Origin of the sequence: Microvirga sp. RSM25 (assembly GCF_044784385.1) — a bacterium.
GTDB classification, from domain to species: Bacteria; Pseudomonadota; Alphaproteobacteria; order Rhizobiales; family Beijerinckiaceae; genus Microvirga; species Microvirga tunisiensis.
This window is the reverse complement of the sequence record NZ_CP173040.1, coordinates 399,083-421,531: the sequence shown is the minus strand read 5'-3', so window position 1 is coordinate 421,531 and position 22,449 is coordinate 399,083. Positions and strand designations below refer to the sequence as shown.

The following is a 22,449-nucleotide window of genomic DNA, read 5'->3' as shown; positions in this document are numbered from 1 at the left end:
AAGACTTGTAGTCTTTCAGGGTCTTGCGAGCCGTCTGGGCAGCATCCGGATATGGGTGATGAAGACCCAAGCCATCGCACTCTCGATGGAGGCTTCGAAGCCCTTGGCCAGTCGGCGGCAGCGTCCAGGCCAATCGAAGGTTCGCTCCACGACCCAACGGCGCTTGAGGACCGCGAAGCCTTTGACCGCGTCGGAGCGCTTGATGATCTCGCTCGTCCAGTGCCCGAGAGTGGCGATCGCGTCGCGCAACTTGTCCCCCGCATAGCCACCATCGGCAAAGACATGGCGCAGCCAGGGATAAAGGGTGCGGATCGAGGTCAGCACCTCCACGGCACCATCCCGGTCCTGGATGTCGGCGGTGTGAACGCGCAGCCCGACCAGATGGCCCTGCGTGTCAGTGATGATGTGGCGCTTGCGTCCCTTGATCTTCTTGCCGGCATCAAAGCCGCGCGGGCCGCCGCTTTCCGTTGTCTTCACCGATTGGCTGTCGATCACGCCTGCTGACGGGCTCGCCTCGCATCCAGCTTTCGCCCGCGAGGCGGCCACGAGAGCGTGGTTGATCCGCTCAAAGGTGCCATCCGGTGACGAGGCATAGAAATAGCCCTGCACGGTCGAATAGGGCGGAAACTTCATTGGTAGCTGGCGCCATTGGCACCCGGTCGAGGCCAGATACAGGATCGCCTCAACCACGGTCCGCAGGCAGGTCATGCGCGGACGCCCGATCCGCCGAGCCGCCGGCATGAACGGCTCGATCAGCGCCCATTCGGCATCGGTGAGATTGCTGGCATAACGCAGTCCGTCCCGCCGATACTGTCGGCGAGTGGCTTCGGTCCAAACCATCGTGACCTCCATCGAATCTTCGCAAATCCGACGGAATCGTTGGGTCTTGAGGCCATTCAACCTTTTCGGGCAAACTCTGAGAATGGCGAGTAAAGTCGAGGACGCGCGGTAGTTTGGAGCCGCTGGGGAGCGTCCACCTCACCAGAACCCTTGAACACTGGGTTCTCGCTCATTGCGCCTTCGGACGCGGTCGCCGAACCTTTGAGACGAAAAAGTGTGCAACGGATTTGTTACCCGATCGACTCCAAGTCGGCACAAACTTTCGCCATGCGATCTTCAAGAGCTTGAGGCTTTACCGTGACCCCGTCCGCATTGTCGGGCTCAACTTCAGCACAAGGGCGCTTCGGATCGCTGCCAAGTGGCATACAGGCCGTTTATCAAGCACCTTGCTAGACCCGGTGCCGCACAACGTCTGCGGTCCCTTCAGCTTACCTTGCGTGTCGATCTCACAGCAAATTTAGGGCGCGCTCGATTGCTCGAAGACAGGGCAGATCCCGGAGGATCGCCATCGCGAGCGACGTGAGATACCGGAGCCGCTCTCAATGCAGAACCTTGGTGAGAGGATAGGAATCAAGAAGAGTTCCGTCGGGGCCAACGATCTCCAGCCGCCAGCTGGTCCAGTCCGCGATGGCGCATCATATTCCTGTCGTAACTCACTGATGGCCTTGTGCGCTTCCGCCTTTGCGGTCTTATGGTCCGGAACGTCAACACCCGTACCGTCCAGGACGGTCTCTTGCTCGTTCACGAGTTGAAAGTAACAGTGCATAGTCACCCTGAGTGACAGGTCATTGGCCGCTTGCCTCGATGGCACAGCAAAGGGTGCCGCGGTTGATGTCCGCAGCACCCGTTCGCGGTTAATGGACGGAGAAGTAATCGCCCGGGTTGTTGTGAACATCGTCGGCGTTGACATTCACCAGAGTGATGCTGTCGCCGTTGCCAAGGTCGACCACCGTGTTGTGGCCGACCTGCTGAATGCGGCTCGCAAGATCGTCGGCGGTCGCAATGTCAGTGCCGTTGATTTCTTTTGAAATCTGCAGGATGTCCTGACCGGCCTTAAAGTCGAGCACGACGTCGTTGCCGCCGCCGCCGGTGAACACGAAGGTGTCGCTGCCGGCCCCGCCGTGGAGCACGTCATCTCCAGCGCCGCCCTCCAGGATGTCGTCTCCGGAGCCGCCGCGCAGGATGTCGCTGCCAACACCGCCCTGTATCAGGTCGTCACCGGAACCAGCGTCAATGATGTCATTCCCATCTCCCCCGAGCTCAATGTCGTTGCCATGACCGCCGCGGAGGTCGTCGTCGCCAGCCCCTCCGAGTTGAACATCATCGTCGTTGCCGCCGAACAGAATGTCATTGCCGACGTTGCCGTCCTGGACGTCAGCGCCCTCGCCGCCAGACAGCCAATCGTTGCCCGAGCCGCCGGATATCCAGTCCTCTCCGCTGCCGCCGAAGAGGACGTCCTGGCCTTCGTCGCCGGAGAGAGCGTCGCCCCCTCCTCCACCGAAGATCAGATCATCACCGCCATGTCCGAACACCACGTCCGCAGTGGCCGTGCCGTGCAGCGAGTCGTTGAAAGCCCCGCCTCCTAAAGTTGCCATGTCTCGTCTCCTTGGTATGCGCGCCAAGTGAGAGGGCGCGTTGGGTCACAAGTTTCAACGTGAAGCAGGGTGCAGCGGTTCGCACCCTGCATAGCACTTTTAAGTCGAAACCTATGCGCAGTAAATATTAAGTTCAGCATTATCAGTATTGCCGGCTAAAATACAAAAATGTTATGTCAGATTAGTTGCGAACATGGGCGACATTCATTTTGTAATGAAACGAATATACAACGATGTTCGAGCTATTTTGTTGTTGAGCTCGACGGAACAGCCGCCGCTTCGAATGAGAACGACCTGTCTCAGGATATTCGCAAGGGATGAAGATTGGGGCACGGCTGAAGAACGGAGCGCGCTACCAAGAAAGGTGTCGTCGCGCGCGCTCCATTGCCGCCCGAGAGCGCCGGGTTCTGTGGTCTGTGAAGGCTGCAGCGGCGGCCACCGCCGCCTATGCACTCAGCGCCAGCGACCTCATTCTGGACCTCATCTCCGTGCTAGCCGATCGTATTCACTGAGTTTGTTGCAGTGACCTGATAGATGGCCCGGGCGCGCCAATCCGTTGCGTCTGTTTCACCGCGGCGAGGTTTGGAACGTGGGGAACGCGTTGCAGAGACGAAATGAGGTGAGCGGGGCGATGGCGGCCCCGTCGCTTATGGCGAGGCCGCCCGGGGCTGGGGTGCCAGAGCGCTCGCAAGACGGCGGACGAGATCCGCTTCCGGACAGCACGAGGCAAAGGCCAGTCGGATGCGGCTGGTGCTTTCCTGCACCCGCACGGCGATCTTGAGCAGGCGCAGCCGCAGCGTTGCGAACTCCGCCCGGGCGAGATCGCGAGTGGCTGGGATGGCCTCCCGCACTGCCAGCATCAGCCAATAGGCGGCCGTGTGCAGCACGAGGCGAACCTGATTGGCCACCGCGCGCCGGCACGAGGTCCGGTCGGAGGCAAGCTGTGCCTTGTGGAACTTGATCCAGTTCTCCGCCTGACCGCGGGCACAGTACAGGCTCTCGTAGATGACTCGCGGGCTGGTTCTGATCAGGTTGGTGACCACAAAGCGGATGTCGAGCCCGAGGCGGGTCGCCTCAATGCGGGCCACCACCCGTCGCTCGCACGACCAGCTTTTGGCCCGGTGCATCGTCTCGGCAAAGCCGCGAACGACCTCGCGATCCTCCAGTGCCCTGTGGGTGCGCACCGCATCCGCCACATCCTGGACTTTGGCGGTGAGCGGCCTCGTGCCGGCCAGCCCAAAGAGGTAGCTGAGGCCGTTCTGCTCGCAGAACTCCATGGCCTCGGGACGGGCATAGTGACTGTCGCCGCGGATGGTGATGCGTGTCGTCGGCCAACGGGTGCGGATGCGCCGCACCAACCGGCGTAGATGCGCCCGCACCTCGATGCCAGACGGCGTCTTGCCCGGCCGCAGCACGATGGCGACGGGGCGGCCGGTGGCGCTGTCGTAGACGTGGATCGGCAGAAAGCAGCGCTCGTCATAATGGGCGTTGAACAGTGACAGCTGCTGATGTCCGTGCACCACGTCACAGGTGTCATCGACGTCCAGCACCGCCCCGTCGGGCGGAGTGGGATAGCTGTCCATCCATTGATCCACCAGAGCATAGGTCAGCCGGATCGCATCGCGCAGGCTCGGGGCGTTCTCCAGGCGCGAGAGGGTCGGCTGCGAGGCCAGATCGGCCCCGGTCTCCGGCAAGTGGCCGCAGGCGAGCTTGAACGCCGGATCCGAGCGCAGCGGGCCGAAGTCGTTGCAATCCTCATAGCCGCACGCGATGGCGAAGATGCGGGCGCGGATCATGTCGGTGATCGCGTGTGTCACGCGGCTCGGATCGCGCCGATCGGGGATGAGGCGCGCCAGCCGCTCGGCGATCCCGAGCTGGTGCTCGGCCTGGGCCAGGAGCATGACGCCGCCGTCCGACGACAGGCGCCCACCGTCAAAGGCGGCGGTGATCTTCTTGCGGGATACGGCTGGAAACGAGAACGTCGGGGTTGTATCGTCCGTCATGGCGGGTGTGGCAGCCTTGAAGGGGTTGCAGGATCGGCTTCAGCAACCAAATCCTACGCTGCTTCAAGCGCTTAAGCTACATCCGCCAGCCTTCTCCAGCCCTCTCGTGCATAAGAACGGCTAGACGACCTTGACGAGGTGATCCTCCTGCCGGTCGCAATCACTCTCGTGATCAGGAGGATCCCTGATCCGTTCCTCGCAGAGTCCCGCGAGGAGCCTCAGGATCGAGCTGATCAGCTCCTCCGTCTGACGCAGCACCAGCTGAAACACCGCCCGGAGTGTCAGGGCTGTCTCGAGCGCCAGGGCCGAATAGTGGAGCTGACCACCTGGTATCTCCGAGGCTCGGTGCGCAAGGCGGCAATCGCCTCCCTTGAGACAGGCCGTGGGACTGCCGCGCTGGCACAGGGCAGTGTCATACTCGGCCCAGTTCCTCCCTCTGTGCTGTTGCCGGGGGATCCGATGACGGCGCGCGGCTGAGACCTTGACCGACGTGGCGGATGTTTGTTCAGACGGCGAACAGGCTACTACGCTACCTCTTTTCGCGCCACTGCCTGGCCACGAGGAGGCGTTCATTGGCGGCCTGCACGCGGAAGGCTGAGACGAACAGCGCTGTAGCGGCGACGACCGCAATCAGGAGCGCGTTGGTGTTCATGCTGATCCCGAAGAGTTGTTCAGCGACGACGCCGGGTGAGTTTTTCACGTGCCGCCCGGCTGGCGTCCTCGATCGAGGCAAAGATGGTCAGATCGAGGGCCTTGAAGGCAAAGCCGGCGGCGAAGAAACGGAAGCCGCCTTCGACGGCGACGACGATGCCCGCCGTAACGTCTCCGACTTCGATGACGTGTGTGGTATGTGGCATGACACAAGCTCCCTGCCGCCAACGCTGGATCGGCAATAATGCGGTTGTCTCAAGGAACGAAAAAGGCTCTTTATGAAAGCCGATACCAGCTCCGGGTGCCGCGAGCCCGACGCACCATTCGATGCAAGGCGAAGTTCAACAGAGCAACAATCATGATCGCAATCCTTCGATGGGATCACGAGGCGCATGAGACGCATCGTGACGCTTTAGCGTTTGGTTTCGCGGCGCAAGCGGTTCACTTCAAATCACCGCGGTCTCGAATGCCGTATCGAGCTCTGAGACCCTGAGAAAATGGCTTGGCCTCATGACGTCGTCAACGGGAACAGAATTGTTTATTCGTCACCCAGACGCGAATGACTGACTGTCGGAAAGTGAGCGAAAGAAAAACTCTTCCGCAACCTGGTATCGGACCTTGCGGGGCCGGTAGCCCCGTTCCATGAATCTGGCCAGATCACAACAGGTGTACTCGGAACTTTCAGCCAGACGGACCAACCATGCAGCTTGGCAGCGATTTGAACTTTGCCGGCTGGTCCTTACCCTGTGGGGCCGCATGATCCCTGGAGCGCCAAAGCGCTCCAGGGATCATGGTGAGCGTCATCCTGGGGCTCCCACGGAGGGAGGTGGACCTGAGCGCTCGGCGAGTGGCCCTGATGATCCGGTTGAAGGCCTTTGAGGCGCAGTACTTGCTTTGTTTCAGCGACAGCCCGTAGTTGCGCAGGCACCATCAGCTGAGAGCTTTCACTCTTTGAGTTTTGCTCCAATTTCAGTCACGCGACGCGGCGCAGCTCCGTCTCAGTCACGCCGAGGCTGGTCAACAGCTGAGCGCGCAGTTGCGCGAAGCGTAGCTCGCGCTGCCGTCTGTCAGACGGTAAGTTGACTTCCAGATCCACCGTGAAACGGCCCTGATCGAGAATAAGAATGCGCTGAGCCAGATGGATCGCCTCGTCGACATCATGGGTCACGAACAGAACAGCCGGCTGGTGACGTGCGCACAGGTCGAGCAGAAGGGCCTGCATCCGCAGCCGGGTCAAAGCGTCGAGCGCTCCGAAAGGCTCATCGAGCAGAAGGAACTCAGGCTCGCGCACGAGCGAACGTGCCAAGGCAGCGCGCTGCTGTTCGCCGCCGGAAAGCTGCATCGGCCAAGCCGTCGCGCGCGGGGCCAGGTCGACCTCTCCCAAAGCCTTAAGCGCGCGCTCGCGGGAGGCCCTTCCGTTCAATCCGAGCGTGACATTGTCAATGACCTTCTTCCACGGCAGCAGCCGGGCGTCCTGGAACACGACCGAGATTGCGTCGGGAGTGTCAACTTGGCCTGAGCCTGGAATGTCATGGTCAAGGCCAGCGAGTGCGCGCAGGATTGTGCTCTTGCCGGAGCCCGAACGACCGAGCAGAGCGACGAACTCGCCACGGCCGATATCAAGATCGACGCCGTCGACAATCGTGCGCTCGCCGTACCGGCGCCTGAGCCTGCGCACCTTCACGGCAGGCTCCTGGATCAGTCCGCCAAGATCTTTCGCCATGGGAGAGCCTTTCGTGTGATAAAGCGTACCAGCCAGTCCGAGCTCAAGCCGAGCGCGGCATAGACGGCAAGGCACAGGATGATGACTTCGGTCTGCCCGTAGGTGCGGGCGAGATTGATCATATAGCCCAAGCCGCTGGTGGCATTGAGCTGTTCGACAACGACGAGCGCCAGCCAGGCATAGGTGACGCCAAAGCGCAGGCCAAGGAGGAAGCCCGGCAGAGCTGCAGGAAGCACGACATGGCGCAGGAACTGCAGGTTGCTAAGGTCGAGCGTCTCGGCCAGCTCGATGAAGCGGGCATCGGTCGAGCGCAGGCCGTCATGGGTCTGGATATAGATTGGCGCGAACGTGATCAGTGCGATGGTTAGGATCTTCATGCTTTCGCCGATGCCGAACCAGAGCATCAGGAGAGGAATCAGGGCCAACGCAGGAATAGCGCGCTTGATTTGGATCGGACCGTCGACGAGATACTCGCCAATTCGGCTCAGGCCGGCGATGACACCAAGCGACGCTCCAGCGACGATGCCCCAGAAGAGACCCCAGAAGGAACGGACGAATGAGGTCCAGAGATTCTCCTGTAAGCGGCCATCTTGGATCAGTTCAAGGCCGGTCAGTGCGACAGTCCATGGTGCTGACAGGATGCGATCGTCAATATAGCCGGTGGCCGAGCCGATGCTCCACACGATGAGAAGTAGCGCAGGGCCAATCGCGGCACCATAAGGGATGGTCGGACCTGGTCCGAGCTTGCGCCGCCGCTGGCGCCTGGTCCGGTTGCTCGTAATCAATGGCGAGGATTGGATCCGGCCAAGGCTCGGCCTTCTGTGCCATTGCTGGTGCCGTGATACATCGGGAGCAGAATCGGCGTTTGGGATCGAAAGGTCCACCATGGTTCACTCTCCCCGATAGGCGGCGCCGGCAACTGTCTCGAATCGCCGGTCGAACAGGGTTTCCGCTTTCAAGACCGGCTTCTTCAGTTCTTCCGCGAGCAGGTCGATCGTTTCCTGTTGGCGTTCGATCGCCCCGTTCCAATCGAGTGGCACATCCGGCTGGCCGTTCGATTCCACCAGAAACCGGGCAGCGTCCTCTTTCAGGCCTTGGTCCTTGATGTAGTATCCCTTGATCCATTCTTCGGGATGCGTCTCGATCCATTTCGTGGCACGACCCCATGCCGCGACATAGGCGCGGATGGCTGCTGCCTTGTCAGGATCCTCAAGAGAGGATTTCACCACGTACAGATAAGCCGGGTCGTCACGCAGACCGTGGGCAAGCGCCTTAGCCCCATCCTTGGCGTAGTTCTGAATGAAGCGCTGCTTGTTTGCTTCCGCAACCGGCGCGGCATCGACGAGCTTGCTCGCCAGTGCATTGACATAGGCGTCACCGACACTCGGCAATTCGATGAGTCGGACGTCGCTGCGCTGCAAGTTTAGCTTCTTCAAGACTCGTAGGACGAGCGCACCCTGAGCCTGCCCAGGGCTGAAGGCTATTCTCTTGCCTTTGAGGTCGTCGAGTTGCTCGACGCCGGAATGCGGTGCGGCGGCGATGACGTAGATAGGATGACCCACTGGATCGAGGCGGAATTTTGCCGCGACGATCTTAACATCCAAGCCAGTCCATTGCGCGTGGATCGGAGGAATATCAGCGACTGAACCAATATCCAGCGCCTTGGATCGGAAAGCCTCGATTGTCTGCGGGCCGCCCGAGATGTTGGCCCACTCGACCTGGAACGGCAACTTGCCCAGTTCGCCCGAAAGAGTGAGCGCGACCCGGGTTTGCGGATCGCCGATGACCAGCTTGGTCCCTGGGGCGATCTTGTCTGGGACAGGTGCATTGTCGGGGAGAGGCTCGGCAACGGCTGCTCCGGTCATCAGGAGGGCCGTCAATAGAACGTATCGGATAGCGGCCGGTAGGCGCAAATATGCTTTCATTCTGGTCCCCATATGAGCTCTGGGCGCAATTGAGACTCCAAGGTATGGTTGGTAATCAGAATAGTCTATGGAATTAATAGTCTAATATTGAGATCATTGAAGAATAGTTTTAACCGAAAGCGGAACGTGAGGAGAATATCTTTTAGGTTAGCGGTGGGAGGTCGCTTGACGGCCCGCAAGCGCCTGCCTTTCCTGGTGATCGGTGGTGGCCTTAGTGCTGGCTATCAACTGCGAGCGCATGACACCGCGCCGATGCTTGCGTGTTGGCTGACAAGGAGACTCCTGACCGGGGAAGGCAGGGTGAAGCAACTCGTTCTTTCAGTGCTGAGTCGACGCGGGCTCCATCTGGCGCTTTGGTTCCTCGAGTTTGCTGTAATCGCTACGCACTTCTTATCTTGAATGACACCGAGGCTCATGGCTCTGGGACCTCCGTATCGCACTCCTGCTACTCGAGGCGCAGCGGTTCAGATGTGTCTTTGCCATGAGCCGGAACTTCGCAACGTTTAGCTTGGCTCTCTATCGAGGTGGAGTGCATGTGCTCCCGAGTTTGTTGACGAATGCAAAGAACGCCCTTGTGCCACATTGAGCCTATGGGTGCGAGAGCCCTTCAGCCTGAACTGCGGATAGCGTACTCACTGCTTGTGGCCCAGGGTGTTCTAGAGCATCGGACTGAAAGGCAGATTCAAGAGGTTTCGGCCTGGGCTGAAGTGTGATTCCCTTCTGAGAACAGGAGGTGGATCATGACCCAGAGCTTCTCCTTGGATCTGCGCGTGCGGGTGGCGGCCTTTGTCGAGGCAGGCCATTCCTGCCGGGCAGCAGCCCGCCACTTTGGGGTCAGTGACAGTTGCGCTATCAAGCTGATGCAGCGCCGGCGGCACTCCGGCTCCCTCGCGCCAGCCCGTCAGGGCCGCCCGCCGGGAGGCGGCAAGCTGGTGGTCTATAAGAGCTTCCTGGTCCAGACCGTCGAGGCCGAGCCGGCCATCACCATGCCTGAGCTCGCCGCAAGGCTGCTGGACGAGCACGGGATTGTCGCGGCTCCCGCAATGCTCTCGCGTTTCCTGTGCCGGCGCGGCTTCTCATATAAAAAAATGCCTGATGGCGGCGGAGTGCGCACGCGCCGACGTGCGGGATGAGCGCCGGGTCTGGCATGCCCACCGTCAGCCTCGCATGCGCCAAGAGCCGCACCGGTTGGTGTTCTTGGATGAGACCTACGTCAACACCAAGATGACGCGCCTGCGCGGGCGCTCGCGCCGGGGTCAGCGGCTGCGCATGAGCGCACCCTTTGGCCATTGGAAGACGCACACCTTTATCGCCGGGCTGAGGTGCAACGAACTGAGTGCGCCCTGGGTGATCGATGGCCCGATCACCCGTTTAGCGTTCGAGGCTTACATCGAGACGCAACTGGCGCCGACGCTGCGCAAGGGCGATGTCGTGATCCTCGACAACCTAGCGGCCCACAAGAGCGAGAAGGCCGTGCAGTGTCTGAAGCAAAGAGGAGCCTGGTTTCTGTTCCTGCCGGCTTATTCGCCCGATCTTATTGATCCGGCTTGGGTGATCTTGAATTACGCGGCATAACGGAAAGATGGATGCCTGAAGTAGCTGCGGATCCGGTCGGGCAACTTGGCGAGCCGGCGCATGTGGCTGATGATGGCGCGCTTAAGTTCGGGCTTGCTGCGGGCCGGCGGCTTGCGCGTCACGGCGTGCTTCAGGTCGGCGTTCAGGCCCTCGTCCGGGTTGAGTTCTGGGCTGTAGGGAGGCAAGTGAAAGACCTCGATCTGCTCTGGGCGCTCAGCCAACCAGTCCTGCACCGCCCGGGCCCGATGGACCGGCAGGTTGTCCCAGATCAGAAACACCTTGCCGTTGGCATCCTCGATCAGCCGGCCGAGAAAGCGGATCAGGCTCGGGGCCGTGACGGCACCATTGAGCACCATCCAGCGCAGCTCGCCCTTGTTGGTCACAGCCGAGATCAGGCCCAGCCCCGCGCGCCTGTGGTTGGGGCGGACGACAGGGGTGCGGCCCCGCGGGGCGAAGCTGCGGCCGCGCACATCATCGGAGCGCAGGCCGGTCTCGTCCCCCCAGAAGATCGAGCCCTTCTCTCTTCTGGCTTGCGCCACGATGGCCGGATAGTCCTGCCGCAGCCAGTGCCGCACCGCCTTCGGCGACTGCTCGTAGGCCCGTCGGAGCGGCTTCTGGGCCGTGAAGCCCCAGCGCGCCAGGTAGGTGCTCATCGTGCGCACCGCCAGCCGGACCCCACAGTGGCGCTCGATCAGCATCCGCACCGCCGCCCGGCTCCATAGGGCGAAGGGCAGGCCGAGGTCGTCGGGCGTGTGCCGGCGGATCAGAGCGCGGACCTGCGCTTCCTGCTCGGCCTCGAGAAACCGTCCCGTGCCGGGCGCCGGGCCGCGCGGCCCGCTGGCCAGTCCGGCCAGACCCTGCTCGGCGAAGCGGCGGCAGATATCGAACACGCCGGTGCGGGTCAGGCCCACCTGGGCGGCGATGGCATCATACGTCAGACCGCTCTCGCGCAGGCCGATCACCTGCCGGCGGCGCTCCTCTTGCGCGGCTGCGGGCAGCTTGCGCATGTCAACATGTTTCATCCCGTCAAACTGGATCACCCAGCCGCAGATTTCAAGAGCACCCAAGCCGGATCAATAATCCAATTGAACAGGCCTTCGCCAAGATCAAGGCGCACATGCGCAAAGCTGAAGCCCGAACCTTTGAGGCGCTCTGGCGGGCGCTCGGCGACATCTGCAATCTCTTCGAGCCACAGGAGTGCTGGAACTTCCTCAAGGCAGCCGGATATGCGTCCGTGTAACCGTCCGATGCTCTAATGATCTTCACGAAGGTGGTGTAACATAGGGCGGTGTCGATCCTCGTGAGGAGGTGTGCGATGGAGGACATCGTTTGGCGTCCGGCGCATCTGACACCGGAGCAGATGGAGGAGCGCCGTCTGGCGGCCGCGAGACTGTTGGGGCAGGGCCGGTTCTCCCAGGCCGAGATTGCCCGGCAGCTGGGTGTCAGTCGCGCCAGTGTCTCCCGTTGGGCCGCCACCCTGGCTCAGCAGGGCCGGCGCGGATTGGTCACCCGCGTCCGAACAGGACGAGAGCCCCGGCTCGATGAGGCGGCCTGGGCCCATCTGGGACGGCTTCTGGATCGGGGCGCCATGGCGGCGGGCTTTGCCACCGAGCGCTGGACCCTCCAGCGCATCGCAGCGCTGGTCGAGCGCGAGTTTGGCGTTCACTACCATCCGCGCTATCTGGAGCGGCCGCTGAAGGCTCATGGCTTCAGCGTGCAGCGTCCCGCCACCCGGGCTAAGGAGCGCGACGAGCTCGTGATCGCGGTCTGGCCCAAGCGCGAGTGGGTTGTTTTAAAAAGAAGGCCCAGCGGGAAGGCCGCACGCTCCTTCTTTGGGACGAGACGGGTCACAGCTTCCGGGCCCGACCGGGCACCACCTGGGCGCGGCGTGGGATGACCCCGGTGCTGCGGCGCCTGAGCAAGCGGCGGGAGGTGTCGAGCATCGTGGCGATCACCCCAAACGGGCGGCTGTATGCCCGCCACTTCCGCACCAGCGTCACGAGCCCGACCGTGATCTCGGCCTTGCGGTATTTTCGGCGCAGAATCGGCACGCCGCTGCTGGTGGTCTGGGATCGGCTCAACGCCCATCGATCACAGGTCACCACTGCCTTCATCGCGGCTCATGCGCAGGACTTCGCAATCGCCTACCTGCCGGCCTATGCACCCGAACTCAATCCGGAGGAGCAGTGCAATGCGTTCGTCAAGCGAGCTATGGAGAATGCATTACCCGGATCCGTCGACGACCTGCACCGTCTGGTGCGTCTTGAGTTCGTCCGCCTGCAGCGACGACCCAAGATGATCGTCAGCTTCTTTCGACACGCAGGCCTCTCCGTCACAGGACATTCGTGAAGATCATTAGCCGGCCCATCGATCTGTTGCTGAAGCATTCCGATGCACGGTACCGAGATGATGCATCAGGCGGTGGAGACCGCCGCCCGTTGCGACCGTTGACCCAGAAACAGGGCATGGTCCGAGATCGCACCGCTCAAGCGGATGGATCCAAGCCCGTCGCGCTGATCGGTAAGACGGACGCTCCGGCGCCAACTACGGATAGCAGAGCGTCCTCGAAGATGCCGAATGGTGGTCGCCAGTCTCAGGCACTCTTCCTCTGCGCCAGTGCATAGCTGCTTTTCGGCCGGGGCAAGTCATAATGGTCGCGCAGCGTATCACCGGAATACTCCTCCCGGAACAGCCCGCGCTTGCGCAGGATTGGAACGACCTCGGACGCGAACGCGTCGAAGCCGCCGGTCAGCCAAGGCGGCATCACGTTGAATCCGTCGGCTGCGCCTTGTTCGAACCAGGTCTGGATCGCATCGGCAATGCGCACGGGTGTACCAGCCAACACCCAATGCCCACGTCCACCGGCGAGGCGTTGAATCAGCTGACGGATGGTCGGTTTCTCGCGGTCGATGATGTCGACGACAAGCTGGAACCGACTGGCGACGGCCTTGAGCCCGCCCGTGTCGACGAGGTGGCGCGGAAACGGTGCGTCGAGGTCATGACCTGTTAGATCAACTCCGATCATCCGCTTGAGTTGCTCCAGCGAAGCGGCCGGCTGAACCAGATCGTTAAGCTCCTCCTCCAGCTTGTCGGCCTCGGCCTGCGTCGAGCCGAGATAGGGACTGATGCCCGGGAGGACGCGAATGTGGTCCGGCCGCCGCCCGAGCGCGGCAGCACGGGTTTTGATATCGGCATAGAAAGACTGCGCGCTCGCCAGCGTTTGGTGTGCCGTGAAGATTGCCTCGGCGTGCTGGGCCGCGAAAGAGCGGCCGTCGTCAGACGAGCCCGCCTGGACGTAGACCGGCCTCCCCTGGGGACTACGCGCGATGTTGAGCGGCCCGCGGACCCGGTAATGCTTGCCAATATGGTCGATGCTGTGCACCTTGTCAGTATCAGCAAAGACTCCGCTTTCGGGATCAGCAACGAGCGCCCCGTCCTCCCAACTGTCCCAGAGCTTGGTCACGACCTCAAGAAATTCGCGCGCCTTCTCGTAGCGGTCACGATGCGGGGGGTGCTCTGGCAAGCCGAAGTTCTGCGCAGCACCGGCATCACCTGTGGTGACGATGTTCCACCCAGCGCGCCCTTTGCTCAGATGATCGAGTGAGGCGAAAAGTCGGGCGAGATTGTAGGGCTCGGTGTATGTGGTCGAGGCTGTCGCAATCAGCCCAATTTTCTGCGTCGCTGCTGCGATCGCGGCGAGCCAGGTAATGGGCTCAAAGCGAAGACGAGAGGAATAGCGGACATTCTCCGGCAGTGAGGGCCCATCGGCGAAGAAGATCGCGTCGAACTTTGCAGCCTCTGCGCGCTGTGCGAGTTCCTGATAGTAGCTGATGTCGAGCACTCGCCCAGGTTCGGATTCCTTGAACCGCCAGGCTGCCTCATGGTGGCCACCAGGATAGATGAAGAGATTCAGGATCAGTTTGCGATTGGGATTGGACATGGAAACCCTCGCTTCAGATTGGTCGGCTCCGAAAGTCGACAAAAGGTGTCGCAGCCTCTTCGAGCCAGATTGATCGACAACGCGATGTCGTTGAACGATGCCAGGGGCGTTGCAACTCGGTCAAGAGAAATGTTGTTTATAAAGAACTCAAACAAGAGAATATTGAACTAAACTTGCGCGGGAGGCCAAGACTAGTCAGATCAGCCCACCCGCAGCTCAGAATTAGGTTATGGCAGCTAATTTATACTTAGTGCCGCGAATGACAGAGAGAATAGTCTTCTCTCTATCGTTCTTCAAAAAGAACGAGTCGCCCATTGGGCGTTCCCATCGCCGGCAGGCTCTGATTGATTGCTTGAGCGGGTCAATGTTGTTGGCTGTCGATCTGATCAGAGGAGAAATGGTGCGGCTGACCTCACTGTTGTCGTGCAGCCGGGAGATATGGCTGATCGCGGCTTTGAGCCTGAAACTCTCATCGGCACCCGCAAGGCATCGCCGGAAGCCACTGTGGCTGGCCAAGCGGTTCGGCGTTGTTGAGTTGCTCTCGTGAGGGGCTGACGATCATAGTCGATCCAGCGGCATGCAAACCGCCGGGTTAATAAGGCATATGGGCGGCTGTTGGGCGGTGCTGCTGCAAACGACGTCCTGCTTTCAGACTATAGCAAGCGTGCTGGCGCGCATTGGTCTGCAGTTCATACTCTTCAGCCGTGCTCCCAACAGGAAGGCCGAGGAGTTGCAGGGCTCGGCTATCTTCTCATTCTCGCCTCATAAACAACTCCCATCGGGAGGCGGTCGTGCATGACTGATCGACAAGCATTGAAAGGCTGGATTAATGCCCCCGCTGCCTAGCCGAGCTGTGAGAACCCGGACCAACCTCGCAGTCAGGCGATGCTGTCTTTCCTGGTGCGAGCTTGCTTTCCCTGAAGCATGCGTCTCGCAGACCACAGTGTTAAAATTGATCCCTTTCTGAGCCGGGAACGGAAAAACCATTGCTGAAATATGCTTATTTGATAGACATAATCTAATATCGACGAGGGCCGAGGTATAGGGGTGTTGACCAACAAGGGCAAATACGGGCTCAAGGCAATTGTTCATCTCGCAAGGCTTGACGCCGGAGAGACGGTTCAGGTCGCAGAGATTGCCCAAACGAACAGCATCCCTAAGAAATTCCTTGATGCCATCCTGCTGGATCTGCGCAATGCCGGCATGTTGAGGAGTAAGAAGGGCCCAGGCGGGGGCTATGCCTTGGCCAAGCCGGCCCGGACCATCAAAGTCGGCGCAGTCATCCGCGCGCTTGAGGGTCCGCTCGCGCCGATCGCGTGCGCCAGCCGATCCGCGTTCCGCGCCTGTGACGATTGCGGCAAAATCGAGTTATGTCCTGTTCGTTCGATCATGAGCGAAGTGCGCGATGCCATCGCCTCGGTCGTTGATAACACCACCGTTGCCGATCTCGCCAAACGCACCCCATCACGCTTTCAGCCCAACAAATCCAGAACAGCATGACGGATGTTGGTCTACTAAATTACTAAACCAATTTTATGTGACACTATATTTGCCCGTCCCAGGGACTTGCGCCGCGTCGCGTGTGCCTATCGTCTCCGCAGTCAAGGGACGGTCACTATGAACAAACTGTCCCTAGCCTAGGGCCCGCTGATATCGAGCCCTCCGCTTTCCGCGCAGTGATGCGCAATGTCGCTGGCGCAGTCAGTGTTGTTACGGCCTCGGCCGGAGGCGTCGGCACCGATTAACCGCAATTTCGTTGACGGTCCTGTCGGTTCAGCCTCCATCCGCGCTCATCTGTGTCAATCGGAGTGCGTCGGCTTGGCTAGTTAGCGCGAAGGTCCGTCATTTCGCTATCAACATCCTGTCGATCCGGCGTCGATCGATTGCGGATCGTTTCGCTGGCCGTGGCGGGATCAAGGGCGAGGCGTGGTTTCAGGAGGGGGACTGGACGCGGCTTATCACCGGCGCGCCTGTCCTGAACGGTGCCTTGGCGATTCTCGATTGCGAGACAGAGGAGATGATCGACCGCCATTCGCACACGATTCTGATCAGTCGCGTGAAGGCGATTCGTGGGGATGATGCAGCAGGCGTCCTCCTGTACTGGCGCGGCGGTTATAGTAAGCTGGACGAGGCCCTCCAGCACGGTGCTGGTATTCGACCGCTGTTCGACAAAGATGAACGCTCGCGTTCGGAAGAAAATTCTCTCCCTGAAACCTAATCGGGATTGCTGTTCCATCAATCGCCCTGAATTTGACAAGGCGTTTCATTGACTGCTCTGGCCTCGAACCTGATACTTCTCGGCACTTGAGGAAGATCAGCTATGACAATTCTTATGATCCCGGGCTTCAAGGGCTCCGAGCCGGAACATTGGCAGAGCCGCTGGGAAGCCGCGTTGCACGATGTAGAACGGGTCCAGCAGGAGCACTGGGATGCACCGGATCTCGACGTCTGGCTCGCGGTCCTGGTCCACCACGTGAAGCGAAGGCCGGGTGCCCTTCTGGTCGGCCACAGTCTCGGAGCGACCTTGATCGCCCATCTGGCCCTGCGCCATCCAGACCTGGACATCGGAGGTGCCCTGCTGGTCGCACCAGCCGATCCCGACTTGCGGCGCTCCCGCGTACCTGGGATCGCTTCGTTTGGCCCGTTACCGATTGAGCCCTTCGGCTTTCCAGCCATATTGGTTGCCAGCCGAACCGACCCCCACATGGCGCAGGAGCGTGCCCGTATCATCGCCAATCTGTGGGAAGCAGCCTTCGTCGATGCCGGAGATGCCGGGCACATCAACGTTGCCAGCGGCCATGGCGCTTGGCCGGAGGGGCTTCCTTGGCTTGCCCGCTTGCAGGTCCGGCAGCATGCCTTCGCGCAACTGCCCCTGTCACGGCCGTCGACGGGTTCGAGACATTCTGCGCCGTGAGCGCTGAGCAGGGATGCGGTTCGAGCCGTCTGCTGTCGGACACTGCGAAGGAGTCCGAGGTGCAGCCGGACGTGGCAATGAGGTCAGGCGAGATGCGCCCGTATCTGCCGCCTTTGTGGCAACCTTGCGGGACGTTGTGATGAGCATGACGACAACGATCAATTCGGCCGCGTTGCCGCCGGTCGACGTTAAAATCTTCTGGCAGACCCTTGCTGAGAGGGTGACTGGCATCACGATTGTGACCGCTCACGGGGAAGACGGCCCGGCCGGTTTGCTGGGGCTTTCGGCTGCGCACGTCACCGCCGACCCGCCAACGATTCTCAACTCGATCAATAAGGAGGCGACTGCGCTCAGCGCGATTCTCTCGCGTCGCACTTCGCGGTGAACTACCTGCCGGCCGGAGCAGACGCGGTTGCAGACGCATTTCAGGGGCTGACCGCTTCCTCGGGGGCCAGTGGAACACCCTGGTGACCGGTGCGCCGGTATTCAAAAGGCTCTCGGCGCCTTCGACTGTGTGGTCGATGACGTCATTCAGCGTGGCGATATTTCTATTGTGATCGGCATTGCTATTGCCTCTCGTGCGGACTCCTCACGACCACCGCTTGTCTTCTTTCGGGGAGCCGTCCGGAGTGATCTTGGCGGTTGATGATTTGCCTTAAGCGCAGCCTTCCGGAGGGAGCCCTCTCTAGGGCTGCCCCACAAACGGTCCCTGCAGTACCGTACCTGCGCGTAGTCGAGCAGGAATGCGTTATTCCCATAATCCTAGTGTCGAAGGGACGCTTTCTGACGGCACGATTCGTCCTCTTCATTTTTGCGATCCTCGCAACCGGCTACTACCGCGAGGAGCGCCATGGACTGGGCCTGAAGGACCCATGGTCCTTGCTCGATGCAGGCCAAGACCGGGCCAATCGACGCGCTTCCGGGCGCGGCCCCATCGCGACGCTCCACAAGATCACCAAGCCCCCGAAGCTCTCAGCCGCTACTATCCCGATTGGGTTCAGCCTCGCCTAGATGATTTGGCTTTGCTCAGCTATCCGGACGCATGAGCCTGCGGGCCGCGATCGACGCAACGTGACCGATGAATTGCGGCCACATACTCAACTACTCCGGGCCCCCCTCCGCACGAGTGCCGCGCCCGCTTCCTTCGGCATGCCTCAAGCATGTAGAACACGGACCGTCACCGGATGCCACTATCGTTGGCGGCCCGCCGGGGCATCCGCTGAGGAATGGGGAGAGGCCAATCATCCTCTCCCCTTCGCGATCCACGCTAAATCTCTTCTCTTTTCAACAGCAACTATGAAATGGACACAGGATGCGAACCACTATTAGTCTACTTTGTTAGTAGATTTATAGAAGGAGACGCCCATGTCCAAGCTCGATATCGTTGGCCTCGCCGGTAGTTTCAGCGTACCCTCTCGCACTCGTGGCCTCGTTGAAGAGGCCGTTTCTCGCACTGTAGCTCGCTTTGGGGGGCGGTCCAAAGTCATCGATCTGTCGCAGGTGGGGCCAGATTTTGCCGGCGCACGTGATCTCAAGGACCTCACTGGATCCGAGCGCGAGCTGGTCGACGATATTGTCGGCGCCAAGGCATTGATCGTTGCGACGCCAGTCTACAAGGGGGCTATCCAGGCCTCTTCAAACATCTCTTCGACCTGATCGATCCAACGGCACTTGCCGGGAAGCCGGTTCTTTTGGCCGCCACGGGAGGAGGAGACAAACACGCTCTGGTGATCGATCATCATCTGCGCCCGCTCTTCGCGTTCTTTGAGGCGCAGACGCTCGCCACAGGCGTCTACGCCTCGGAGCGAGACTTCGTGGACGGCCAGCTTGTCTCTCCAAGCCTCATCAACAGACTGGACCGCGCGGTTGAGCAATTCGAGCCACATCTGCAGCGGGACGACCGTGACGTGGTGTTCACGGCACAGACCGAACGCTGGCGCGGTACTGCAGAAGCAGTCGCTGTCAACTCGTGACCCACCTTCCCCTCCCAGCCCACCAGGAGAAGTCAGATTTGACCCGACAGATCAAGCTTGGTGCCTTTCTGCCCGGCGGCGGCCAGCATATCGCTTCATGGCGTCACCCGGATCAGCCGGCGGACGGCGCCACCAGCTTCGAATTCCATAAGCAGCTCGCGCTCACTGCCGAGCGCGGCCTGTTCGATGCCTATTTTCTCGCCGATGGGTTGGCGGTGTCGTTCGGCGGAGGCTCCGAGGGCGGCAGCGCAAAGGTGGCGGGACTGGAACCTGTGACGCTTTTCTCCGCACTGGCGCCGCTAACCTCCCACATCGGATTTATCGCAACGGCCTCCACAACCTATGAAGAGCCGTACAACCTTGCGCGGAAGTTTGCGTCCCTCGACCTCCTTTCCGGCGGCCGGGCCGGCTGGAACGTCGTGACAACAGCAACGGCGGCCGCAGCCCACAACTTCAACCTTGATCAGCAGCATCCGCACGCCTTTCGATATGCCCGCGCCAAGGAGCATGTCGACGTAGTCAAGAAGCTCTGGGACAGCTTCGAGGACGACGCCTTCATCCGCGATAAGGCGAGCGGCGCGTTCTTTGATCCGGACAAGCTACATGTCAGCGATCACCGTGGCGAACACTTCAAGGTCAAGGGGCCGCTTAACGTGCCACGGTCCCCGCAGGGTCATCCTGTGATCGTGCAGGCTGGGCAATCCGACGACGGCCGCGGGCTTGCCGCCTTGACTGCAGAAGTCATCTTCACGGCGCATCAACGGCTGGAGACGGCCCAGGAATTCTATCGGGACATCAAGTCCCGCGCGCAAGGGCTCGGCCGTGATCCGCGCCACATTCTCATCATGCCCGGGGTCTCGCCGTTTGTCGGCAGAACCGAAGAAGAAGCTCGCGAGAAGTATGACCGCCTGACCAGCCTGATCCTGGAGCAGGACGGGATTTCGCTGTTGAACGGCCTCACCGGCAGTACGCTCGACCTCAAGGGTTATGACCTCGACGGCCCTCTTCCGCCCGCAGCACCTACGGAAGGGAATAAGAGCCGGCAGGCGCTCATTCGGCAGATCGCCGACGAGAACAACTTCACCATCCGGCAGCTTTATCAATGGGTCGCCTCTGCTCGCGGCCACTTCACAGTGGTCGGCTCTGCAACCCAGATCGCCGATACACTGCAGGAGTGGTTCGAGAACGAAGGAGCAGATGGCTTTAACATCCTGCCGCCCTGGCTGCCGACCGCGCTTGAGGACTTTATCGAGCTCGTCATCCCCGAGCTGCAGCGGCGCGGACTGTTTCGCACGGCATACGAGGGCCGCACACTTCGGGACAACCTCGGACTTCCTTATCCGCACAACCGCTGGGCCGCCGCAAGACATACGGTTCAGGCCGCAGAGTAGGGCCCAGGAAAAGGATTCAGTCATGTCTATGATCGATACAGAGCAGGGCCATGCCTACCGTCGAACCCGATTTGACATCGCCTTTGTCTCGGGACTTGCCGAAAAAGCCACAGCCGGCCTTATCCAAATCGGCACCCGCTACGGCGTGCTCGTCGGCTTCCTGGTCTTCTGGCAAGTGGCCAGTTCAGTCGGTTGGCTGAACCCCGCGGTCTTCCCGCCGCTCAATACGATCGTTGCGGCCCTTTGGAGCGGCTTGGTCGGCGGATTTCTGCTGGACGACGTGGCCATCAGCCTGCAGAGAGCCGGCATCGCCTTCTCGGCAGCCGTCGTCATCGGCATTCCGCTCGGCCTGTTCATGGGTCAGGTGAAGGCGGTTGAGCGCAGCCTCGACCCGATCCTGCAACTGTTCCGGCAGACATCGGCCTTGGCGCTCTATCCGGTCTTCATCCTTCTGCTCGGCCTAGGCGAGGCTTCTAAGGTTTTCGTGATCTTCTGGGCCACACTGTTCCCGACGCTCCTGGCCACGATCGGCGGCGTGAAGCAGGCGGATCCCAAGCTCATTGAGATGGCCCGCGTCTACGGGGCGTCACGGCTGACGATCTTCCGTCGCGTGGTGCTGCCGGGCGCGGTGCCGTCCATCTTCGTCGGCCTGCGGCTCAGCGCGACCACCGCCCTGCTTCTTCTGATCGCCGCTGAAATGATCGGCGCCAACAGCGGCGTTGGCTTTCAGGTCATGAATGCCCAGTACAACTTCCAGATCCCGCTGATGTTCGCGGCCATCCTGTTGCTAGCGATCCTGGGACTGAGCGCAAACTACGCGCTGGAGCGCTTGCAAGGCCGGCTCTGCCGCTGGAACCGGCTGAACCAATGACATCACCCGTCCATCCTCAATCGAAAGGGCATACTGATATGAACATCACCCGCAGACATCTCACTCTCCTGGCGATGCGCTCAGCGGCCGCGCTTTTCGCCAGCACCGCGCTCCTGGGAACGGTGCACGCTGCAGAAGGGACGGCGAAGCTCCGCTACCTTGCCAGCCACGGTGGCGTCTCGGCCCACGAACTGGCTGCCGAACTTGGTTACTTCGACGGAACGGGAATCGTGCTGGAAAACATCGGCTATTCCGGCGGCGGCCCCGAGTCCCTGTTTGCTCTGGCATCCGGGAACGTGGAGATCGGGAGTGCCGCAACTGCGGCGGTGATCAACGCGATCTCCGGCGGCAATGATTTCGTCGCGGCCTATCCGAGCAATGGGATCAACAATCAGGTTCGGAGCATATTCTACGTCCTCGAAGGCAGTCCCATCCGCTCGGTGAGGGACATGGTCGGCAAGACCGTGGCGGTCAACACGCTTGGCGCGCATCTGGATTACACCGTGCGAGAGGCCCTGCATGCCGAAGGCCTGCCCGAGAATGCGGCGCGCCTGGTCGTCGTCCCGGGCCCGCAGCTTGAGCAGGTGCTGCGCTCCAGACAGGTGGATGTTGCCGCCTTCGGCTACTGGCAGACAACCTTCGAGGGCGCGGCGCGCCAGAATGGCGGCCTGCGCCCGATCTTCGACGACACCGCCGTCCTAGGGGAAATCGCCGGCGGCTTCGTGGTGCTCCGCCGGGACTGGACGAAAGCGCATCCAGAAGCGGCCAAGACATTCATTGAGGCCTCCGCGAAGGCGCTCGATTTCGCACGCGAAAACCCACAGAAGACGCAGGAGATCCTGGCCCGCGTCTTGAAGTCCCGGGGCGAGAATTCGGACATTGCAAAATACTTTGCGGGTTACGGCGTGCGGCCCGGAGGCCACGCAGTCGATCGCGACCTGCAGTTCTGGATCGACGTGCTGGTTCGCAAAGGAAAGCTGGCCGATGGACAGCTCAAGGCGTCGGATATCCTGTACGCCCCTGAGACGGTTGCAAGCGGAGGTTGATG

The 22,449-nt window shown here is 61.1% G+C and carries 24 protein-coding genes and 2 pseudogenes; 15 read left to right on the top strand and 11 right to left on the bottom strand.

Annotated features, from left to right (window positions below):
• Positions 1-15 precede the first annotated feature (15 nt).
• From ACD578_RS27990 to ACD578_RS27980, 3 genes are all read right to left on the bottom strand, one after another.
• The gene (locus tag ACD578_RS27990) at positions 16-840 is read right to left on the bottom strand and encodes an IS5 family transposase (RefSeq protein ID WP_404295336.1); all 825 of its coding nucleotides are present in this window, start codon (positions 838-840) and stop codon (positions 16-18) included.
• 457 nt (positions 841-1,297) lie between these two features.
• Positions 1,298-1,606, bottom strand: a complete 309-nt coding sequence (locus tag ACD578_RS27985; RefSeq protein ID WP_404295496.1) for a DUF6894 family protein — start codon at positions 1,604-1,606, stop codon at positions 1,298-1,300.
• 88 nt (positions 1,607-1,694) lie between these two features.
• Positions 1,695-2,435 carry a calcium-binding protein gene (locus tag ACD578_RS27980; protein WP_404295333.1) on the bottom strand — a complete coding sequence of 247 codons (741 nt, stop codon included), beginning with the start codon at positions 2,433-2,435 and terminating at the stop codon, positions 1,695-1,697.
• 317 nt (positions 2,436-2,752) lie between these two features.
• On the opposite strand from ACD578_RS27980, the gene ACD578_RS27975 reads away from it, so the two are divergent.
• Positions 2,753-2,947 (top strand): hypothetical protein, encoded by a 195-nt coding sequence (locus ACD578_RS27975; RefSeq protein WP_404295331.1) that lies wholly within the window; start codon positions 2,753-2,755, stop codon positions 2,945-2,947.
• A 135-nt stretch (positions 2,948-3,082) separates the two neighbouring features.
• Here the strand turns inward: ACD578_RS27975 and ACD578_RS27970 are convergent, their stop codons facing one another.
• From ACD578_RS27970 to ACD578_RS27945, 6 genes are all read right to left on the bottom strand, one after another.
• A complete protein-coding gene (locus ACD578_RS27970) occupies positions 3,083-4,438 on the bottom strand; it encodes an IS1380 family transposase (RefSeq protein ID WP_404294322.1) in 1,356 nt (451 codons plus the stop codon).
• Positions 4,439-4,967: 529 nt separating this feature from the next.
• Positions 4,968-5,090 carry a hypothetical protein gene (locus ACD578_RS27965; RefSeq protein ID WP_404295329.1) on the bottom strand — a complete coding sequence of 41 codons (123 nt, stop codon included), beginning with the start codon at positions 5,088-5,090 and terminating at the stop codon, positions 4,968-4,970.
• Positions 5,091-5,109: 19 nt separating this feature from the next.
• Positions 5,110-5,295, bottom strand: a complete 186-nt coding sequence (locus ACD578_RS27960) for a hypothetical protein (RefSeq protein WP_404295326.1) — start codon at positions 5,293-5,295, stop codon at positions 5,110-5,112.
• A 767-nt stretch (positions 5,296-6,062) separates the two neighbouring features.
• Positions 6,063-6,812 carry an ABC transporter ATP-binding protein gene (locus ACD578_RS27955; protein WP_404295324.1) on the bottom strand — a complete coding sequence of 250 codons (750 nt, stop codon included), beginning with the start codon at positions 6,810-6,812 and terminating at the stop codon, positions 6,063-6,065.
• The gene (locus ACD578_RS27950; protein WP_404295321.1) at positions 6,788-7,699 is read right to left on the bottom strand and encodes an ABC transporter permease; all 912 of its coding nucleotides are present in this window, start codon (positions 7,697-7,699) and stop codon (positions 6,788-6,790) included. Before ACD578_RS27950 ends, ACD578_RS27955 begins: the two co-directional genes overlap by 25 nt.
• 3 nt (positions 7,700-7,702) lie before the next feature.
• Positions 7,703-8,542: an ABC transporter substrate-binding protein gene (locus ACD578_RS27945; protein ID WP_404295318.1), complete on the bottom strand. Its 840-nt coding sequence runs from the start codon at positions 8,540-8,542 to the stop codon at positions 7,703-7,705.
• A 935-nt stretch (positions 8,543-9,477) separates the two neighbouring features.
• On the opposite strand from ACD578_RS27945, the gene ACD578_RS27940 reads away from it, so the two are divergent.
• Positions 9,478-9,870: a transposase gene (locus ACD578_RS27940; RefSeq protein WP_404295316.1), complete on the top strand. Its 393-nt coding sequence runs from the start codon at positions 9,478-9,480 to the stop codon at positions 9,868-9,870.
• A 34-nt stretch (positions 9,871-9,904) separates the two neighbouring features.
• The gene (locus ACD578_RS27935) at positions 9,905-10,312 is read left to right on the top strand and encodes a transposase (RefSeq protein WP_404295313.1); all 408 of its coding nucleotides are present in this window, start codon (positions 9,905-9,907) and stop codon (positions 10,310-10,312) included.
• Here the strand turns inward: ACD578_RS27935 and ACD578_RS27930 are convergent.
• Entirely contained in the window at positions 10,300-11,334 is a 1,035-nt protein-coding gene (locus ACD578_RS27930) for an IS630 family transposase (RefSeq protein WP_404292134.1), read from the bottom strand. The two genes, ACD578_RS27935 and ACD578_RS27930, sit on opposite strands and share 13 nt — an antisense overlap.
• A gap of 56 nt (positions 11,335-11,390) precedes the next feature.
• Here ACD578_RS27930 and ACD578_RS27925 point away from each other — a divergent pair.
• The 3 genes and pseudogenes from ACD578_RS27925 to ACD578_RS27915 form a co-directional block, all read left to right on the top strand.
• Positions 11,391-11,552 (top strand): annotated as a pseudogene (locus tag ACD578_RS27925) (IS630 family transposase); the annotation flags it as partial.
• A 75-nt stretch (positions 11,553-11,627) separates the two neighbouring features.
• Entirely contained in the window at positions 11,628-12,209 is a 582-nt protein-coding gene (locus ACD578_RS27920) for a winged helix-turn-helix domain-containing protein (RefSeq protein WP_404294432.1), read from the top strand.
• Entirely contained in the window at positions 12,095-12,661 is a 567-nt protein-coding gene (locus tag ACD578_RS27915; RefSeq protein ID WP_404294435.1) for a transposase, read from the top strand. Before ACD578_RS27920 ends, ACD578_RS27915 begins: the two co-directional genes overlap by 115 nt.
• 244 nt (positions 12,662-12,905) lie before the next feature.
• Here the strand turns inward: ACD578_RS27915 and ACD578_RS27910 are convergent, their stop codons facing one another.
• The gene (locus tag ACD578_RS27910) at positions 12,906-14,252 is read right to left on the bottom strand and encodes an LLM class flavin-dependent oxidoreductase (RefSeq protein WP_404295311.1); all 1,347 of its coding nucleotides are present in this window, start codon (positions 14,250-14,252) and stop codon (positions 12,906-12,908) included.
• A gap of 1,047 nt (positions 14,253-15,299) precedes the next feature.
• Here ACD578_RS27910 and ACD578_RS27905 point away from each other — a divergent pair.
• The 9 genes and pseudogenes from ACD578_RS27905 (at position 15,300) to ACD578_RS27865 (ending at position 22,447) form a co-directional block, all read left to right on the top strand.
• Entirely contained in the window at positions 15,300-15,752 is a 453-nt protein-coding gene (locus tag ACD578_RS27905) for an RrF2 family transcriptional regulator (protein ID WP_404295308.1), read from the top strand.
• Between the two features lie 256 nt (positions 15,753-16,008).
• The gene (locus ACD578_RS27900; RefSeq protein ID WP_404295305.1) at positions 16,009-16,470 is read left to right on the top strand and encodes a flavin reductase family protein; all 462 of its coding nucleotides are present in this window, start codon (positions 16,009-16,011) and stop codon (positions 16,468-16,470) included.
• 102 nt (positions 16,471-16,572) lie between these two features.
• Complete coding sequence (locus tag ACD578_RS27895; RefSeq protein WP_404295302.1) at positions 16,573-17,166, top strand: RBBP9/YdeN family alpha/beta hydrolase; 594 nt, start codon at positions 16,573-16,575, stop codon at positions 17,164-17,166.
• Positions 17,167-17,305: 139 nt separating this feature from the next.
• Positions 17,306-17,551: a flavin reductase gene (locus ACD578_RS27890; protein ID WP_404295300.1), complete on the top strand. Its 246-nt coding sequence runs from the start codon at positions 17,306-17,308 to the stop codon at positions 17,549-17,551.
• Positions 17,552-17,931: 380 nt separating this feature from the next.
• Entirely contained in the window at positions 17,932-18,177 is a 246-nt protein-coding gene (locus ACD578_RS27885; RefSeq protein ID WP_404295297.1) for a hypothetical protein, read from the top strand.
• 354 nt (positions 18,178-18,531) lie between these two features.
• Positions 18,532-19,139, top strand: a pseudogene (locus ACD578_RS27880) (NAD(P)H-dependent oxidoreductase).
• A 38-nt stretch (positions 19,140-19,177) separates the two neighbouring features.
• Positions 19,178-20,530 (top strand): LLM class flavin-dependent oxidoreductase, encoded by a 1,353-nt coding sequence (locus tag ACD578_RS27875; RefSeq protein WP_404295295.1) that lies wholly within the window; start codon positions 19,178-19,180, stop codon positions 20,528-20,530.
• Between the two features lie 22 nt (positions 20,531-20,552).
• Complete coding sequence (locus ACD578_RS27870) at positions 20,553-21,401, top strand: ABC transporter permease (protein ID WP_404295292.1); 849 nt, start codon at positions 20,553-20,555, stop codon at positions 21,399-21,401.
• Between the two features lie 74 nt (positions 21,402-21,475).
• Positions 21,476-22,447 (top strand): ABC transporter substrate-binding protein, encoded by a 972-nt coding sequence (locus ACD578_RS27865; RefSeq protein ID WP_404295494.1) that lies wholly within the window; start codon positions 21,476-21,478, stop codon positions 22,445-22,447.
• The last annotated feature ends 2 nt before the right edge of the window (positions 22,448-22,449 follow it).